Annotated in this window: 14 protein-coding genes; 7 read left to right on the plus strand and 7 right to left on the minus strand. The window is 63.4% G+C overall.

Going from position 1 to position 15,592, the window contains the following annotated elements:
* Window positions 1–16: 16 nt before the first annotated feature.
* Window positions 17–1,477: an AMP-binding enzyme gene (locus DVO78_RS02670; protein ID WP_120003265.1), complete on the minus strand. Its 1,461-nt coding sequence runs from the start codon at window positions 1,475–1,477 to the stop codon at window positions 17–19.
* A gap of 533 nt (window positions 1,478–2,010) precedes the next feature.
* Complete coding sequence (locus tag DVO78_RS02675; protein ID WP_120003266.1) at window positions 2,011–2,994, minus strand: hypothetical protein; 984 nt, start codon at window positions 2,992–2,994, stop codon at window positions 2,011–2,013.
* Between the two features lie 169 nt (window positions 2,995–3,163).
* Between DVO78_RS02675 and DVO78_RS02680 the strand changes: the two genes are divergently transcribed.
* Window positions 3,164–4,246 (plus strand): hypothetical protein, encoded by a 1,083-nt coding sequence (locus DVO78_RS02680; protein ID WP_120003267.1) that lies wholly within the window; start codon window positions 3,164–3,166, stop codon window positions 4,244–4,246.
* Here the strand turns inward: DVO78_RS02680 and DVO78_RS02685 are convergent.
* The 5 genes from DVO78_RS02685 to DVO78_RS02705 all read right to left on the minus strand — a co-directional run bounded on the left by DVO78_RS02685 (window position 4,238) and on the right by DVO78_RS02705 (window position 10,669).
* Complete coding sequence (locus DVO78_RS02685; RefSeq protein ID WP_120003268.1) at window positions 4,238–7,207, minus strand: AfsR/SARP family transcriptional regulator; 2,970 nt, start codon at window positions 7,205–7,207, stop codon at window positions 4,238–4,240. The genes DVO78_RS02680 and DVO78_RS02685 overlap by 9 nt on opposite strands.
* A gap of 384 nt (window positions 7,208–7,591) precedes the next feature.
* Window positions 7,592–8,575, minus strand: coding sequence for a 1,4-dihydroxy-2-naphthoyl-CoA synthase (locus DVO78_RS02690; RefSeq protein ID WP_202912064.1), 984 nt, complete (start codon window positions 8,573–8,575; stop codon window positions 7,592–7,594).
* Window positions 8,576–8,595: 20 nt separating this feature from the next.
* Window positions 8,596–9,363, minus strand: coding sequence for a hypothetical protein (locus tag DVO78_RS02695; RefSeq protein ID WP_120003269.1), 768 nt, complete (start codon window positions 9,361–9,363; stop codon window positions 8,596–8,598).
* 104 nt (window positions 9,364–9,467) lie between these two features.
* Window positions 9,468–9,779 carry a hypothetical protein gene (locus tag DVO78_RS02700; protein WP_120003270.1) on the minus strand — a complete coding sequence of 104 codons (312 nt, stop codon included), beginning with the start codon at window positions 9,777–9,779 and terminating at the stop codon, window positions 9,468–9,470.
* A gap of 113 nt (window positions 9,780–9,892) precedes the next feature.
* A complete protein-coding gene (locus DVO78_RS02705) occupies window positions 9,893–10,669 on the minus strand; it encodes a class I SAM-dependent methyltransferase (protein WP_120003271.1) in 777 nt (258 codons plus the stop codon).
* 68 nt (window positions 10,670–10,737) lie between these two features.
* Between DVO78_RS02705 and DVO78_RS02710 the strand changes: the two genes are divergently transcribed.
* The 6 genes from DVO78_RS02710 to DVO78_RS02735 form a co-directional block, all read left to right on the plus strand.
* A complete protein-coding gene (locus DVO78_RS02710; protein WP_120003272.1) occupies window positions 10,738–10,992 on the plus strand; it encodes a type II toxin-antitoxin system VapB family antitoxin in 255 nt (84 codons plus the stop codon).
* On the plus strand, window positions 10,989–11,387 hold the full coding sequence (locus tag DVO78_RS02715; protein WP_120003273.1) for a type II toxin-antitoxin system VapC family toxin: 399 nt from the start codon (window positions 10,989–10,991) through the stop codon (window positions 11,385–11,387). The genes DVO78_RS02710 and DVO78_RS02715 overlap by 4 nt, the downstream gene beginning before the upstream one ends.
* 58 nt (window positions 11,388–11,445) lie before the next feature.
* Window positions 11,446–12,579 carry a zinc-dependent metalloprotease gene (locus tag DVO78_RS02720; protein WP_120003274.1) on the plus strand — a complete coding sequence of 378 codons (1,134 nt, stop codon included), beginning with the start codon at window positions 11,446–11,448 and terminating at the stop codon, window positions 12,577–12,579.
* A gap of 13 nt (window positions 12,580–12,592) precedes the next feature.
* On the plus strand, window positions 12,593–13,693 hold the full coding sequence (tilS, locus tag DVO78_RS02725) for a tRNA lysidine(34) synthetase TilS (protein WP_238385109.1): 1,101 nt from the start codon (window positions 12,593–12,595) through the stop codon (window positions 13,691–13,693).
* Between the two features lie 56 nt (window positions 13,694–13,749).
* Complete coding sequence (gene hpt, locus DVO78_RS02730; RefSeq protein WP_120003275.1) at window positions 13,750–14,301, plus strand: hypoxanthine phosphoribosyltransferase; 552 nt, start codon at window positions 13,750–13,752, stop codon at window positions 14,299–14,301.
* Window positions 14,302–14,633: 332 nt separating this feature from the next.
* Window positions 14,634–15,592, plus strand: a 959-nt coding sequence (locus tag DVO78_RS02735) for an ice-binding family protein (RefSeq protein WP_202912065.1), incomplete at its 3' end; no start/stop codon positions are given.

Below are 15,592 nucleotides of genomic sequence, written 5' to 3' on the forward strand. Positions count from 1 at the left end.
GCCCGAGATGTCGTCATCAAGGGCCGCCGAAGGTGAGCAGGTCCAGGAGAGCCTGGCGGTCGGGCTTGCCGTTGGGCAGCAGCGGCAGTGAGCCCAGCAGCTCGTAGTGCTTCGGCACGGCCGGGGCGCCGAGCTGCTCCCTGACAGCCTGGTCAATCTCGTCGAAGGCATTCCCCTCCCGGGAGGCGCCCGCCAGCACGACGGCGGCTGTCACCTTCTGTCCCCATTCGGCGTCCTCGACCCCGGCCACATAGGCCTCCCGGACGCTGGGGTGGGCTTCCAGGGCCTGGCGGACCTGCTGTGCGGAGACCTTGACCCCGCCGGTGATGATCACATCATCAGCTCGACCTGTGACCGAAAGCGCAGGCACGATCTGCGCGGAGTACCCGGCCCCGGTCACCTGAGCGATGCTGTCCACCTCGGAGGTGGTCACGGTCTTCAGCTCACCGAGGTCATCGGTGCGGAAGCGGCGGTGTCCAGTGGCAGGGTCGGTGCCGAACTTCTCGGCACTCAGCTCAGGGTCGTCCAAGTAACCGAGGGCGACCATCGGCCCGGAGATGACCACCCGGCCGTGGGCGCCGACGGTGATGGAGACATCCGGCAGGGGGTGGCCGTCATAGACGCAGCCGCCGCATGTCTCCGCCATCCCGTAGGTGCGGATCACACTGAGCCCCAGCTGCCGGGCCCGGTCGAAGAGCACCGGGTGGGTGGGGCCGCCGCCTAAGAGGATGGCGTCGAACCGGCGCAATGCAGCGAGCAGCCGTTCTCCGATACCCCGATCTTCAGCGGGGGTGTGCGGGGTGAGGCCGTCTTCCGATGCGGCGGAGCTGGCGGCCTCACCACTGGTGGCGATGTTCTCAGCGGGACGGTCATGTGTCCCATCTGGTGGAACCGACGACGGGACCCAGTCCAGCAGCTTCTGCAACTGGGTAGGCACCAGCGAGACGTAGCGGCGCTCGCCGGTAAGACGTTCCGCGGCCTCGGTGAAGAGTCGGGCATTTGTGGTGCCCTCCAGCAGAGGGATCGGTTCACTGTTCGCCACCAGGCTGCGGGTCAGCACCGCCAGGCCAGCGACATAGCTGGGCTGCAGGGTCAGCAGCCACTGGCCGTGCCCGCCCAGAGCGTCGGCGGTCATCTCCGCAGAAGCCTCTAGCGCCTCCCACGGCAGCAGGGTCTGCTTCGGGACACCGGTGGACCCGGAGGTGCGCACCACCACAGCAGGCCCGGACCGCCGATGCGATGTGTGCACTTTCGGGGCGGGGCGGAGGTGCAGACTTTGCGCCGGTGATCCGGGGCTGAGCGCATCGGCCCGCTCGGTCCAGCGGGGAGCACGGCCATTCTCCATGGGCAGGAACTCCAGCGGGGGGCACTGGCCTGACCGGGCGGCGTCGAGCGCCTCCAGCGCCTTGGGAATCCAGAAATCAGACATAGGCACGACGACGCCGCCCTCAGTGGTAGGAGAACTCTGGGCGTTCATCTAGGCACTGTTGGCATAGTTTGTGGTTGTGGTCATGCTTTTCTGGCCTCACCTTGTGCTTCTCCGGAATGTTTGTGGTGTTGGTTGGGCAGGGCTTCTTTGGACCCTTTTGTGCCCAGTATGCACCCAGTAACCAGCGAGTCCTAGGCAAGGCCCACGGCAGCGGTCCGGGTCCGGTCATCAGTGTTGTGCCAGAGGTGTGCATAGGTGTTTAGCCTAGTCGTTGCCCTGGGGTGGCCCAGTGACTTCTGCCCGGTCACCGCGTGCCGGCCGGCTGGATAAACCTGGAAGCGTGGAAGTAGGACGTGCTCAGGATCCCTGATGAAGCAATAAGCACTCACCACGAAGGAGCCGTCCACACTCCATTTTTCCATTGCGCGGCGCAGTGGAGACACAAGGAGTGGCGCTCGATAGTACTGCGGGTCTGGCCTTTTGGTGTCATGAGGATGTCAGATTCTCACATCCTGGGTGAAGAGAATACATCAACCCCCATTGGGAGAGAGAGGTTCACTGCCGGTGACTGGGCGGGAGGATCACAGTGTGCCTCCTGCTGCCTGGGGGGCGTCGTCGTCGTGCTTTCTGTGTTCCCAACTGCGGGCCTTGGCGCCCATTTCTCCGAACTTCCTGCTGGCCTGTTGCAGTTTCCCTTCCCACTCAGGGTTGGGCACTTGGCCCTCGGTAACCTTGGCCCAGACCTGCAGCATGGCAGTGACCGCGAAGGGCTCAACGACGGCGAGCTTCACCGCCCATGTCAGGCTGAGGGTGAGAAGCAGCGGCACCAGTCCTCCGGTGACTGGCAACAGCCACACCACCAGAGCGACGGGCATCAGCAGCACAAGGAAGATCAGCAGAGTTAGCCCCCACACCCCGAGGGTGAGTTTGACTGCGTTCTTCAGGAACTGTGAGTAGTTCTGCGCGTACAGGATCAGTCCCTGGCGGCTGGTCTCCCACGGGTTGGTGGAGCGTACCCGGAGATTGTGCCCCAGGATGGTCTCATCAACGTAGGTGAGTGAACTGTTGATCACCGCGTTGCCAATTTTTGCGACTTTGGCGGCCCCGGGAATCGGCAGGAAGTTCGCCACTCGGACCACCAGACGATTGAACGCTCTGAGGATGCCCTTGATCACAGAGTCGACGCCGAAGAGAACTGACATCTCCACAAAGCGTTGCTTCACCGCTTGCTGCCCGTACGCGACTTGGCCTTGGCCAGCCGGCAGAGCTCGGCCGTCTATCGCTTCAACCAGCACTGCGATGTGCGCAGACTTAACCATGTAGAGCAGGTAGCGGCGGAGGAATGCCAGGATTCCGAGGCATGCGACAAAGGCCATCAGCCCGCCCACCGTGGCGCCGGCCGCGGTAGATCCGCCCACAGCACCGACCATCGCACCGATACCCGCTCCGACAGCGGTGATGATGATCCAGCCCAGGGCGATGCCGACATAAACCAGCAACCGGAAGACCAAGAAGGGCAGGGTGCGGAGCAGCAGTTTCATTGTTCTGCCATAAGTGAAGTCCATGATTCCTAAGTCCTTTCTCGAGGTGTACAGGATGACCGTAAGTGGGGGTCCGTAAAGCCGGCGTAATGCGTTGCTTTACGGAGCCTTTACAGGTGAACGGTCAGCATGGTCAGTGTTGCGGCCGAGTGCCGGCCGCTGCGCACTCATCGAGAAGAGGGAGAAGGAACACATGGAGAGCATCAAGGTTTCCGCCGCTGTGTCAGTCGGCTTGGGCACTGTCCTACTGCTGAGCGCATGCGGCCAGTTTCAGGAGGTATCCGAATCCCTAGAGGAACTTGGCGAAGCTGTTGAGTCTTCCGCAGATGAGGCGACTGACGAGATCGCCTCAGGGCAGGGAGACTCTGACGCCGCCTCGGAGGAAGGGTCGGCGGAGACCCATGCTGAGGCCGAAGAGCGTGAACTGGGGATCACCGGACACCAGGCCGGGGTGGACCACACTGTGGAAGCGGTCAGGCTGTCGCCACAGGAAGACGGCAGTCTCGTGGTGGAAGCGGATATGCGCTTCACCAACACGACTAGTTCCGACCGCCCTGTGGCGTTGAACTACGAACTGCGCTGGCCAGACGGAGAAGACACTTACACGGTGCCGGGCCAGGGATCATTCGCGGATACCGGAGGGATGGTGCCGGCCGAAGCGTCGAACAGCGGCCAGGTGGAAATGATCATCGATCCCGGACAGGTTGCTGGCTTCGACGCCGACCATGCGGTGCTGCTGATCGGCACCTCAGGTCGCAGCGCAGCTCAGATTGCCCTGGGGCCGAGCGGGGAGACCGTCACTCGGGTTCCCGTAGAGATCCCAGACCTGGAGGGTGTTGAACAGCAGCTCCAGGAAGAGGATGTCGATGACCTGGTGACTATTACGTATGCAGAAATCCGGTGGGGAGGTCCGGATCTGTCTCCACTGGACAATGGGCGGGCCCACCTATATCTGGAATACACGGTCCAGAATGAGGGTGATCACCAGACCTGCAGTTCCCGGGGCAACGGCGGGTGGACCCTGACCCAGCCCAATGGTGACAGCGTGCTCGATGAGGGTGTCTCCGAACGATGCGTCTCTGGGGGAGACACCCAGACTGAGATCCAGACCGGGTTCACCATTGACGCCGAACTCGCGGGCGACTATGTGGTCGTTCACGAGCGCACTCGGGGCGGCTCAGCGACTGGACAGTGGGAGTTCACCGTAGCTGAATTCGATGGGGCACCTACAGAAGATGACGATGATGAGACTGACACAGGGGAAGAGTCAGACTGAGACGTGGGCGAATCCTTCTTGGGCGCGGCGCAGGGCGACCGGACCGGTCTGTGCTGCGCCCAGACTTAATTCCGAGCCGAACGTATCAGCGCCGAGAGTCTCCTCCAACGAGCGCCGCGCCTCATCGAGGCCGGGGACAGTTTGCTGATTCGGACCCAGACCGGAGCGGCTTCGCAGGGACTCGGCCGCCCCCAGCAGGCGTGTAGCGGCCAGCAGACTGCCCTGGTCCATCATGAGCACTGCAGCCAGCTCAATGAGGCCCGGAATCCACCACGCGTCAGTTAACCTGTGCTCCTGGGCCAGTCTCATGGACTCAAGCATGTTCCGGGTCGCCGTGGTAGGGTCCTTCGACACCAGCGCACTGATCCCGAGGCTCCAGTAGCTTCGGGACAGTTCTAGCGGGTCATTCAGCTCCACTCTGATCTGGTGTGCTGCACGAACCAGCGCGTCTGCCGCGGCGGCGTCATCACGCTCGGCGGCCAAGTAGGACCGGCGCTCCAGCACCAGTGCTTCCAAGGCGCGGGCACCGGTACGGTGGGCGGCGCTCAATGCCACTTGCAGATGCGTATCCGCGTCGTCGAGTCTACCCAGCTTTTGGGCCGCGATTCCGGCATTGATACCTGCTCGCAGCATTCCGGAATCATGCCCCAGATGTTCAAGAGTGGACTGCGCTTCGTTGAAGAGGCAGTAGGCACGTTCATGGTCTCCGCCATGGGAGACTCCTGCGCCCAGCAGCAACTTTGCGGTCGCCACACCCGCTGCATCGCCGATCCGTTCACGCAGCTGGAGGCATTTCAGAGCTGCCTCTTTGACCGACGAGACTCCACTGCCATTGTCCAGGTGGAACCACGAAGCCGTCTCGTACAAGCTGGCCAGCAGCTCATCAGAGATGGCGCCTCTGTGCTCAAGCAGGGACTCGATCCGGCGCAGCACCTCATGATGGCTGCGCCGCGAGGTCCAATACTGTCTCAGCTGGACGCACATCTCAGCAGCTGCGGCGGGATCCTCGCATCCTGCCTGGTCCAGAACCGCACGAACGTCGTTGGCATACGCATCAACCCGGGCGAACAACTGAGGTGCCTCTGCCTGGTGGCTGCCGTCTCCGGCGTCCTGTACCAGGGAACGCATCGCTTCTCTGTGCCGGGTTCGCGCCATAGGGGCCTCCCCCGATTTCTCCAACATCTGCTGCGCCATCCCGTGCACGGGAGTCAGCAGGCGGTACCAGCATCTGTCACTTTCCCTGTCGACCTGCATCAGAGAGCTCTTGGCCAACCCATCGAGGCAATCCACCAGATTACTCTCAGTGACAGGGGAAACCAGGCACACGCTCTCCACCCCGCGCAGATCAAAGGCGCCCTGGAACACTGCAAGTCTGCGGAGCAGCGCCCTCTGCGCAGTTGTCAGCGCTTCGGTGGTCCAGTTCAGTGCCACATCAACGGAACGGTGCCGCTCCGGCCGATCGTGCTCTGCCCCTTCCATGGCTCCACCAGTGCGCAGACGCTTGGCGATGTCACTCGATGAGAGCGCTCCGCACCGGGCCGCTGCCAGCTCGATGCCCAGCGGGTGCCCGGCTAAGAGCCGGCACGCGTCTGCAATAGGGGCGGCGTTGTCCTGGTCAAGGTGAAAACCTGATGCAACTGTCTGTGCCCGGGCTAGGAAGAGCTGTACGGCGTCGCTACGTTGACATTCTTCGACCGTGTCATTTTCTGGCACCGCCAGGAGCGGAATCGGCCACACCACCTCAGCTTGCAGCTGCAATGGTGTGCGGCTTGTGACCAGAACCGTGAGGTTTGGGCACTCGGTGATCAGCGCATTAGCTGTCTCGGCCACTGCGGCGGCAAGGTGTTCGGCATTGTCGAGTACGATCAGCATCCGAGCGCTGCCGAGGTGCGTGACGATTCCGTCGACAGTTTCAGCAACGGTTCCGACCGCTTGCCCGATTTGCCGAGGTACTAGGTCAGCGTCCGCGACTGGGCCTAGTTCTACACACACCACGCCGTCGGGGAAATCCTCAGCAGCTGCCCCGGCGGCCTCCACTGCCAATCTGGTCTTTCCGGCCCCGCCGAGCCCCACTACCGTCACTAGTCGGCGATGAACTGCCAGATCCGTGAGCTCTGCGACCTGGTCATGACGACCGATGAACTCAGTGGCGTACCGGGGCAGGTTGACCGTTGCCGGCGATGGCGGGTCGAGTCTAGGGTCCTGGTTGAGGATGGCGGTTTCAACATCGACCAGTGATGGGCCGGGATCCAGGCCCAGCTCTTCGCGCAGTACGGTCTTTGCCCTCTGGAAGGCCCCCAGTGCCTCAGCTTGACGGCCTGCCCAATAGAGAGCCGTCATCAGCAGTTCCCATGCACGTTCGCGGTAGGGGTACCTCTGCGTCAGCTCTTCCAGCGTGGCGATGTCCGGAGGGAGCCCTTCGGCGAGTAGCCGCGCTTCGGCCAGCAGGAGCTCAACTTCCTCTTTGGTGTTCGCCAAGCTGGAGCTCTCCTCCCACAAGGCGCCATGGTCTGGCCACTGCGGTTCGTGCCAGAGCTCCATCGTGCTCTGGAGCGTTTCGTAGGCTGCCGGGTAACGGCGCTGATGCAACATCTCCCTGCCGTGATCAGCAAGCTGACGGAACACCAGGGCGTCCACCTCCGCCGGTGTCACCGCCAGCCGGTACCCGTTTTCTGCTGTCTCCAGCAACTCTTCCCCCACTACTTTGCGCAACTGGGAGATAAGCACGCGCAGTGATGTGGTTGCGGTCGGCGGGCAGTCCTCGCCCCAGACAGAAGCCAGAAGACGCTCACGTGTCACAGTTTGCCCCGCAGCCAATGCCAGGGCCACCAGGACAGCCTGCCGGCGCTGACCGCGAACCTCCACCAAGTCATCCCCGACTCCGGCGGTGATCGGTCCCAGAATGTTGATCCTGCAGTTCTGTCGCTCAGTTTCACCCTCGGCGGTGGTCATTGCACGCATTTCCAACCCGCCTTCCTGGCACACGTCTGAATGTGTCCACCGCGTCCTAACAGCCCCATAACGCCATTTACTCTACGTGGCGTACAGCTCAGTGTCAGTAAAACTCCAGGAAAAGTTGAGACTCGCTTTCAGCAGGTGAGGTCGAAGGTCACTGCGCCGTCACCAATGGTGCTGCCCTCATCGGGGAAAAATAAAAGTCCACACCGACATCGTCCGAGTCCAGAACTATGGTGTCCTCGCCGCAGCCGGCTAACAGGAGGCTTCGTGAAGGATCATGCATTACATCTCCAGGCACGGAAGCCCCAGCAGATGCCTGATTCCTTTACGGCACTTTTGTGCCCAGTGGAGGAGCCATAAACTGCTGACCTGGGTCGACATGTTCCCTCAGTAGTAGTACGGGAAGGCTGACCAGTCGGGGTCGCGCTTGCCCAGGAAGGCGTCGCGGCCCTCCACGGCCTCATCGGTCATGTATCCCATGCGGGTGGCCTCTCCGGCGAAGACCTGCTGGCCGGCCAGTCCGTCGTCGGCGGCGTTGAAGGCGAACTTCAGCATCCGCACTGCCTGCGGGGACTGTCCGGCGATGTCCGCGGCGTATTCCAGGGCCACCTCTTCAAGCCGTTCGTGGTCAACGGCCTCGTTGACAGCACCGGCGGTCACCATGTCTTCCGCACTGTGCTCACGGGCCAGGAAAAAGATCTCCCGGGCCTTCTTCTGGCCGATCTGGCGTGCCAGCAGTGCGGAGCCGTAGCCGGCGTCGAAGGAGCCCACGGTGGCATCGGTCTGCTTGAACCTGCCGTGCTGCTTCGACGCGATGGTCAGATCGCACACCACATGCAGCGAGTGACCGCCGCCGGCGGCCCAGCCGTTGACTACGGCGACAACCACTTTGGGCATCGTGCGGATCAGCCGCTGAACCTCCAGGATATGCAGCCGCCCGGCCCGCGCCGGGTCTACAGTCTCCGCGGTATCCCCCTCGGCATAGCGGTAGCCGTCGCGGCCGCGGATGCGCTGATCGCCGCCGGAGCAGAAGGAATGCCCGCCATCTTTGGGAGAGGGGCCGTTGCCAGTCAGCAGCACCGCGCCCACATCAGAGGTCATGCGGGCATGATCCAGCGCGCGGTAGAGCTCGTCGACGGTGTGCGGGCGGAAGGCGTTGCGCACCTCCGGGCGGTCGAAGGCGACCCGGACCGCGGGGAGGTCCCGCACCACGGCACCGTCCTGGCCGCGCTCCACCCGGCGGTGATAGGTGATGTCGGTGAAGTCGAAGCCCTCGACCACACGCCACTGGTGCGGATCGAAGACATCGGAGACAGTCGGCGGCAGGTGCGCAGCGGAGGCCGCGGGGCCAGGAGAGTCGGTACCGGTCACCCCAGAGAGTCTACCGATGCTCAGTCGCCGGTGCTGCGCAGGATACTGATGAGGTCCTCGGCGATCAGCTCATGGGAGTAGTTGTCGAAGTCGTCATCGTAGAGCGAGTTGACCTCCAAGTACGCCACGGCGTCTGCCTCTGAATCATGAAAGATGGCCTGGAACTCGCCGTGGGGGCTCGGGTTGGTGGGGTACCAGCGCTGGAGGGCATGCATCTCGACGCCGTCGACCTCGAGACTCATCACGTCGTTGTCCTGCTCGGGGATGTCTGGCTGGTCGAGGAAGTCATCGATGAACTCCTGGATCTCATCCGGTGTGGAGCCCTGTATCAGCGCGATCGTGCCGGCGTAGTTGTCCGGGGAGTGGAACTGGCAGATGTGCCGGTAGGCCTCCGGATTGTCCGGGCTCTGGCCAAAGCCGCCCCATGCCGCACGGGTGATGTCCGCCGCATGCCCCAGGAAGTCGGGCACTTCGTTGAGCAGATGGCATTGGTCGTCCTGCGTGGAGACGGCGTTGTAGGAGGCGAAGCCTTCGGTGCTGGGCCACTCCTCGGAGGTCGCGGCGAGCCAGCTGTGGGGAACGGCCAACTCTGCTGCAGTCTCTTCGGCGGCCGCATCAGAGGCTGCGTCGGTGGGTGCCTCCTCCGTGCCGGAGTCAGGCGCGGCGGTGCTGGAGGCGGTCGCAGAGGGTTCGGTCTCCGGGTTTCCGAACGGATTTGCGCAACTGCTGGCCAAGAGCGTGGCGGCTGCAGCGGTGATGATGGTCAGTGCATGCGGTGATGTTCTCATGCACCCCACTTTGCCATAGTTTGCAAATGCAATGCAAGCAAATTATTAGGGAGTCTGGGTCGGGGCCCCTGGAGCAGCCAAGTTCACCCCGACGGGACGATCGTTCATTCCGGCTGGGTGCCGTCGTCGTTGTTCTTCCGCTTCTGCTCCAGCTCTTCGAGCCGGGCTTCGAGCATGTCCAGGCGCCAGCGGTCTTCTGCGGCCATGTTCTCTTCGGCTTTGGTGGGGATGTGCGGCTCATCCTCGAGCTGCTGGGGCTTCTCAGCCGCCTCAAGTTCGGCGATGCGCCTCTTGAGCTCCTCGACCTCGTCGCTGTTGGCCCCTTTCGGCAGCGGCCGCCCGGTGGCCATGCTGATGATCTGGGTGATCCCGAAGACGATGATCGCGACGATGGCGATGGTGGCGAACCATGGCATGGTCCAAAGGTAGCAAGAAACCTGATGGCAGGCGGTCCCAGCGGCGGGGTAGGCATAGGCTCAGCCTTTGCCGGTGCCGCAGCGAAGATGGCACAGGCAGGTCCGAAAGGGCCTCAGCGAGGTTTGTGGGCCAGCAGGATCAGCTCGGGGGAACCCGGCTTCACCGGCGAGCGGTCCCAGTCGCCCCAGACCTGCTGCACCTCGAAACCGGCCTGCTCCAGGGAGGCGCGCAGCACCGGCAGCGGACGGTAGCGCAGCGGCTCATCGGCGGTGATATGCCGCCCGTCGGGAAAGATGTTGTGCCCGCGTGCGGTGATCAGCGGTCCGTCGGCGTCGTCGTGCTCCATCCCCACCACCTCCAGCCAGCTGGTGAACTCGCCGCCGTCAGGGTGCGGCTGGGTCTCCCGGGTGGACTGCTCGTCCCAGGCGTCGGCGTCCATGCCCTGCGGGTTGCGCGACTCGAACGCCAGATGACCGCCAGGTGCCAGTGCCGCGAACGTCTCGGCAAGCGCCTGGTCCCAGTCGGCGCGGGACAGGAAGTACTGGGCCACATGTCCCATCATGATCGCCGCGGAGAACGACGACGCCGGCACCTCACCCGCGGTGCCCTGAATCAGGGAGACGGCGTGCCCCACCCCGGCCTCCTGTACCCGGTGGCGGGCCACGTCGATCATGGCGGCGGCCGGATCCGCACCGGTGACCTGGATGCCGCGGCGGGCCAGTTCGACGGCGAAGACTCCGGTTCCGCAGCCGATGTCCAGGACGCGTTCGGCACCTAGCCTGACCACCAGGTCACAGTAGAAGTCGATGTCCCACAGACCTTGGTTCTCCACATCGTAGAGCTTCACGAACTCCGGATCCTCGGTCCAGGGGCCAGCCAGCATTTCCATAGTGAACGAGTCTATGCGGCAGGATGTTCTTCCTTGACATCTTCCTTTCTTCCCTCGATGGTGGATGTATGGCACTGAACATCAAGGACGCCGAGACCGACCGACTGGCTCGTGAGCTGGCGGAGGAGGCTGGCGAGAGTATCACCGTCGCTGCCAGGCGAGCCATCGAAGAGCGACTGGTGCGCATCAGGGCACAGGCTGGGGCTAAGGACCGTGGCCAGGACCTGATGGAGTTCATCACCAGAGCTAGGGCCCGGCCGGTGCTTGATGACCGCACACCGGAGGAGATCATCGGATATGACGAAGATGGACTCCCGGCATGACTGTCGTCGTTGACACCTCAGCCCTCACTGCGGTCCTCTTGGGGGAGGAGGACGCTGAGCTGTACCTCCGGGAACTTGCGCGCAACGCCGGTGATCTGGCCGTCAGTGCAGCCACTCTGGTCGAGACCCGAATAGTACTGGAGCGCAGGACAACGGTTGAAGCCTTGGCCGATCTCAACCGGCTCCTGCACGATCTGCAGATACGCGTCGAGCCGTTTGATGACCAGCAGGCGGGCGCAGCACATGCTGGCTGGAGACGGTTCGGCAAAGGGCGGCACGAGGCCGCGCTGAACCTCGGTGACTGCTATTCCTATGCACTGACCAAGCAGACCGGCGGTCGGCTGCTGTTCAAGGGCGAGGACTTCTCCAAGACGGATCTTCCCTCCGCCCTGTGATCTCCGTATCAGTCTCCATGCTCAAGCAGTTGCCAGTCTCCTGTGGTGTGATGGACCCATGACGATTCCCGCAGACATCATCATCAACTGGGATGTGGCCCGCTCCACTGCTGCGCGTCTGGTTCCGCCCGGGCCTTCGCTGAAGCGCGGCGAGGCGGCCCAGGAGGTGGCTGACCTGCGCCGGGCCGCTGCCGAGTCCGTGGGTCACGTCCATGAGATCACTGGATTGGAGGCGGCCAAGGGCCTGGGTGAGAACCTCAGCGATATGCTGGTGGTTGACCGGCCGGGGTGGTCGGCTGCCAACACCACGAGCTTCCGCGAACTGCTGGCGCCGGCCCTTGAGGCGGCAGCGCAGCAGAAGCCTGAGCTGCTCAAAGAAGGCTCCACCGCACAGGTCTTCGGCTCCGCCGCCACCGGGGCCGAGCTCGGGGGGATTCTGGCCTTCCTCTCCGCCAATGTGCTGGGTCAGTTCGATCCTTTCCACTCTTCCGCCGAGGCCCCCAAAGGCCGGTTGCTGCTGGTGGCGCCGAACATTGTGGACATCGCCGGTCAGCTCAACGTGGACCGGGACGATTTCAGGCTCTGGGTCTGTCTGCATGAACAGACTCACCGAGTACAGTTCGCGGCCGCACCATGGCTGGGCGAACACCTGAAGTCCAAGATCACCGAACTCTCCACCTCCACCATGGGCCAGGCTGACACCATGCCGCAGCGGCTGGTCCAGGCGGCCAAAGAGCTCCGGGGCGAGCTGAAAGAACGCAAAGCGGCGGGGCCAGCGGAAGAATCCGGGTCGCCCGATCCGCGCCGCCGGCTGCTGTCTGCCATTCAGTCGCCGGAGGACCGAGCCATTATGTCCCACCTGACCGCGGTCATGAGTCTGCTGGAGGGGCATGCCAATGTGGTCATGGACGCAGTGGACTCCTCGATCGTGCCGACGGTCAAGACCATCCGGCGCCGGTTCGAAGAGCGCGGCAAGAACCGTTCCCCGCTGGAAAAGCTGGTGCGGAAGCTTCTGCAACTGGACGCCAAGGCCGCCCAGTACCGCGACGGACAGAAGTTCGTGGGACACATTGTGGGGGCCATCGGCATGGAGCAGTTCAACACGGTCTGGGACTCCCCGGACCACCTGCCCACCGAGGAGGAGCTCCACGATCCCGAGGCCTGGATCGACCGGATGGGTCTGCACAGGTGAGAGTTGTGCAGCTGTGAGGAGCGTAGCGACGACTTCAGGAGGTGAAGGCGAGCATGAGCTCGCCGAGAGCCGAGCGGGGTTTCCCCGCCGGCGGGACAGCCGAGCACCGGCTGCCCTGCATGCCGCCCGCAAAGTCGTCGGGCAGATGCTCGACCCGGCAGGGCTGACGCTGGTGGCCTGCTCCGGGGGCGCGGACTCACTGGCCCTGGCCGCGGCGGCGTCCTGGCAGCATCAGCGCAGCACCGGCCCGCTGGCAGAGGCCCGTGTGGGTGCGGTGGTGGTGGACCATCATCTCCACCCTGATTCAGTAGAGGTCTCCGGGCGGGCAGTGCAGCAGCTGAAGGAGTTGGGGCTGGACCCGGTGCGGATCTATCCGGCACAGGTGGACCCGCACTCGCCGCTAGGGCCTGAGGGCGCTGCCCGGGCGGGCCGCTACCAGGCGTTACGCACGGCGATGACCGACCTCGGTGCCAGCCGCATCCTGCTGGCCCACACCAAGGATGATCAGGCTGAACAGGTGCTGCTGGGGCTGGCCCGCGGTTCCGGGACACGGTCCCTGGCCGGAATCCCCCCGGCCCGCGGCCCGTTCCGCAGACCCCTGCTGGGGCTGACCCGGGACGAGACCGAGGCCATCTGTGACCACCACGGACTCAGCTGGTGGGAGGATCCGGCGAACTCCGACCCGCAGCATCTGCGCTCGAAGATCCGTACCGAGGTGCTTCCCTACCTGGAACGCGAACTCTCCGGTGCCATCCGTGACTCCCTGGTCCGCACCGCCGAGATCGCCGCCGCCGACGCCGACTATCTGGAGACCCAGGCCAAAGAAGTCTTCCCTGCGCTGCTGGAGGACCCCGACCACACCGGCGCTCTGCGTCTGAAGCTCAAGCCCCTGCGGGCCGAACCGCCTGCCATCAGACGGCGGATCATCGCTCTGGCTGTGGCCGCCGCCGGGGGCGCGAACCCCAGCTTCGAACGGGTCTGCGCGGCAGAGAAGCTGATCACGGGAAGCCGGTCGGCCGGTCCGGTTCAGATGGAGGGACATATCAGTGTTCACCGTGGTGCGCGCCGGACGCCGGACTATGGAAAACTGGTGATCGTTCCGCCATCGGGGTGAGAACCGCTTGTTGCTTGACACGGGCGTGGCTGAGACCAAGGAGTACTGCGGAGCTGATGGATTCCCAGGACGTCAAAGACGATCTCGAAGAAGTTCTCTACACCGCTGACCAGATTCAGGCTCGCATCGGCGAGCTCGCCGCCGAGATCGACCGCGACTACGCGGACAAAGACGTGCTGATCGTCGGGGTCCTCAAAGGCGCGGTGATGGTCATGGCAGATCTGTCCCGGGCGCTGACATCGCATATCAGCATGGACTGGATGGCGGTCTCCTCCTACGGCTCCGGCACCAAGTCCTCCGGAGTGGTGCGGATCTTGAAGGACCTCGATGCTGATCTGATGAACCGCCATGTGTTGATCGTCGAAGACATCATCGACTCGGGACTGACCCTGAGCTGGCTCAAGGCCAACCTGGAGTCCCGCGGCCCGGCCTCGGTGGAGATTTGCACTCTGCTGCGCAAGCCGGAGGCGGCCAAGGTGCAGATCGAGGTGAAGTACGTCGGCTTCGACATCCCCAATAAGTTCGTGGTCGGCTACGGCCTGGACTTCGCCGAGAAGTACCGCAACCTCGACTGCGTCGGCATCCTCGCCCCGCACGTCTATGAGTGAGTGAGCCGAGCGGAATCCCGCTTGCGGGATTTCCCGAGGCGATCGAAACTTGCCATGGCACGAAGTGCCGGACGAGTGATTGAGCCCCTCATCTGCGCCAATAAACGCGAAGCCGCTATCCATTACCCAGGAAGCCGGTGGTCTGCCGCCCCGAACGGCCCTCGTCTGCGACATGTCGCAGAGGTGAGCCGCAGCACCTACAAGGTTGAATTAAAAACTAAATTAATTTCAGGCCCAATTCTTCTAGGTAAACGGGGTATATCACTGTAGGGTGATGATATTCACACTTTGTGATTTCGCCTCCGCGACACGGAGAGCCTAAGGAGGCTTCCATGAGAAGCCGAACATCCAAGCGTTCCCGCCCAACGATATTCTCGCCCTTACGGAGAGTTAAAGCCGCAGGTATTGCATTTTCTCTGGCGGTCGGAGCTACCTTTCTGCTTAGCTCGCAGCCAGCCTATTCGATAGGCACTTCTGTTGACCTCGGTACGGCCGAGTCATTCTCAGTGCTCAGTGGCGAGTCCGTCACCAACACTGGTCCCAGTGTTCTGGATCGCGACCTCGGAGTAAGCCCGGGCAGCTCGATCACCGGGTTCCCGCCCGGGACAGTATGGGGAACAACTCATCAGACGAACGGGGTGGCTCTTCAAGCGCAATCGGATCTGACCATTGCCTACGACGACGCGGCCGGTCAGGCCTCCGATGCCAGTGTCTCCGCAGATATCGGTGGGGTCACCCTTTCTCCTGGTGTCTATACAGCTTCCGATGCACTCGGAATCACTGGGACGTTGACTCTCGACGCTCAGGGTGACCCGAATGCGGTGTTCATCTTCCAAGTCGGCTCTACGCTGATCACAGCTCCCGGAAGCACGGTCGCATTACAGGGGGGCGCGCAGAGCTGCAATGTCTTCTGGAAAGTCGGAAGCTCTGCGACCTTGGATACCAGCACGACCTTCGTGGGTACGATCATGGCCTTGACGTCTATCACTGCAAACACCGGAACGACTGTGGACGGCCGAACCTTGGCCCGGAACGGCTCGGTCACTCTCCACAACAATGTCTTCACCACCAGTTCGTGTGAAACGGACATACCGCCGACGACGCCGCCAGTTGAGGAGAGTCCTCCAGCGGAGTCCTCCCCGCCGGTTGAGGAGCCGTCTCCTTCGGTGTCGGTGCCTGCTGAGGAGGAGAGCACTCCTCCGGTGGTGGGGGAAACGCCTCCGGTGGAGTCCTCTCCGCCGGTTGGGGAGCCGTCTCCTTCGGTGTCGGTGCCTGCTGGGGAGGAGAGTGC

It is taken from the genome of Nesterenkonia muleiensis (assembly GCF_003600155.1).
GTDB lineage: Bacteria > Actinomycetota > Actinomycetes > Actinomycetales > Micrococcaceae > Nesterenkonia > Nesterenkonia muleiensis.

Excerpts from the sequence above, each read along its gene's own strand:
- DVO78_RS02670 (WP_120003265.1), bottom strand. The coding sequence starts at position 1,477 with ATGAACGCCCAGAGTTCTCCTACCACTGAGGGCGGCGTCGTCGTGCCT.
- DVO78_RS02675 (WP_120003266.1), bottom strand. The coding sequence starts at position 2,994 with ATGGACTTCACTTATGGCAGAACAATGAAACTGCTGCTCCGCACCCTG.
- DVO78_RS02680 (WP_120003267.1), top strand. The coding sequence starts at position 3,164 with ATGGAGAGCATCAAGGTTTCCGCCGCTGTGTCAGTCGGCTTGGGCACT.
- DVO78_RS02685 (WP_120003268.1), bottom strand. The coding sequence starts at position 7,207 with ATGCGTGCAATGACCACCGCCGAGGGTGAAACTGAGCGACAGAACTGC.
- DVO78_RS02695 (WP_120003269.1), bottom strand. The coding sequence starts at position 9,363 with ATGAGAACATCACCGCATGCACTGACCATCATCACCGCTGCAGCCGCC.
- DVO78_RS02700 (WP_120003270.1), bottom strand. The coding sequence starts at position 9,779 with ATGCCATGGTTCGCCACCATCGCCATCGTCGCGATCATCGTCTTCGGG.
- DVO78_RS02705 (WP_120003271.1), bottom strand. The coding sequence starts at position 10,669 with ATGGAAATGCTGGCTGGCCCCTGGACCGAGGATCCGGAGTTCGTGAAG.
- DVO78_RS02710 (WP_120003272.1), top strand. The coding sequence starts at position 10,738 with ATGGCACTGAACATCAAGGACGCCGAGACCGACCGACTGGCTCGTGAG.
- DVO78_RS02715 (WP_120003273.1), top strand. The coding sequence starts at position 10,989 with ATGACTGTCGTCGTTGACACCTCAGCCCTCACTGCGGTCCTCTTGGGG.
- DVO78_RS02720 (WP_120003274.1), top strand. The coding sequence starts at position 11,446 with ATGACGATTCCCGCAGACATCATCATCAACTGGGATGTGGCCCGCTCC.
- hpt (WP_120003275.1), top strand. The coding sequence starts at position 13,750 with ATGGATTCCCAGGACGTCAAAGACGATCTCGAAGAAGTTCTCTACACC.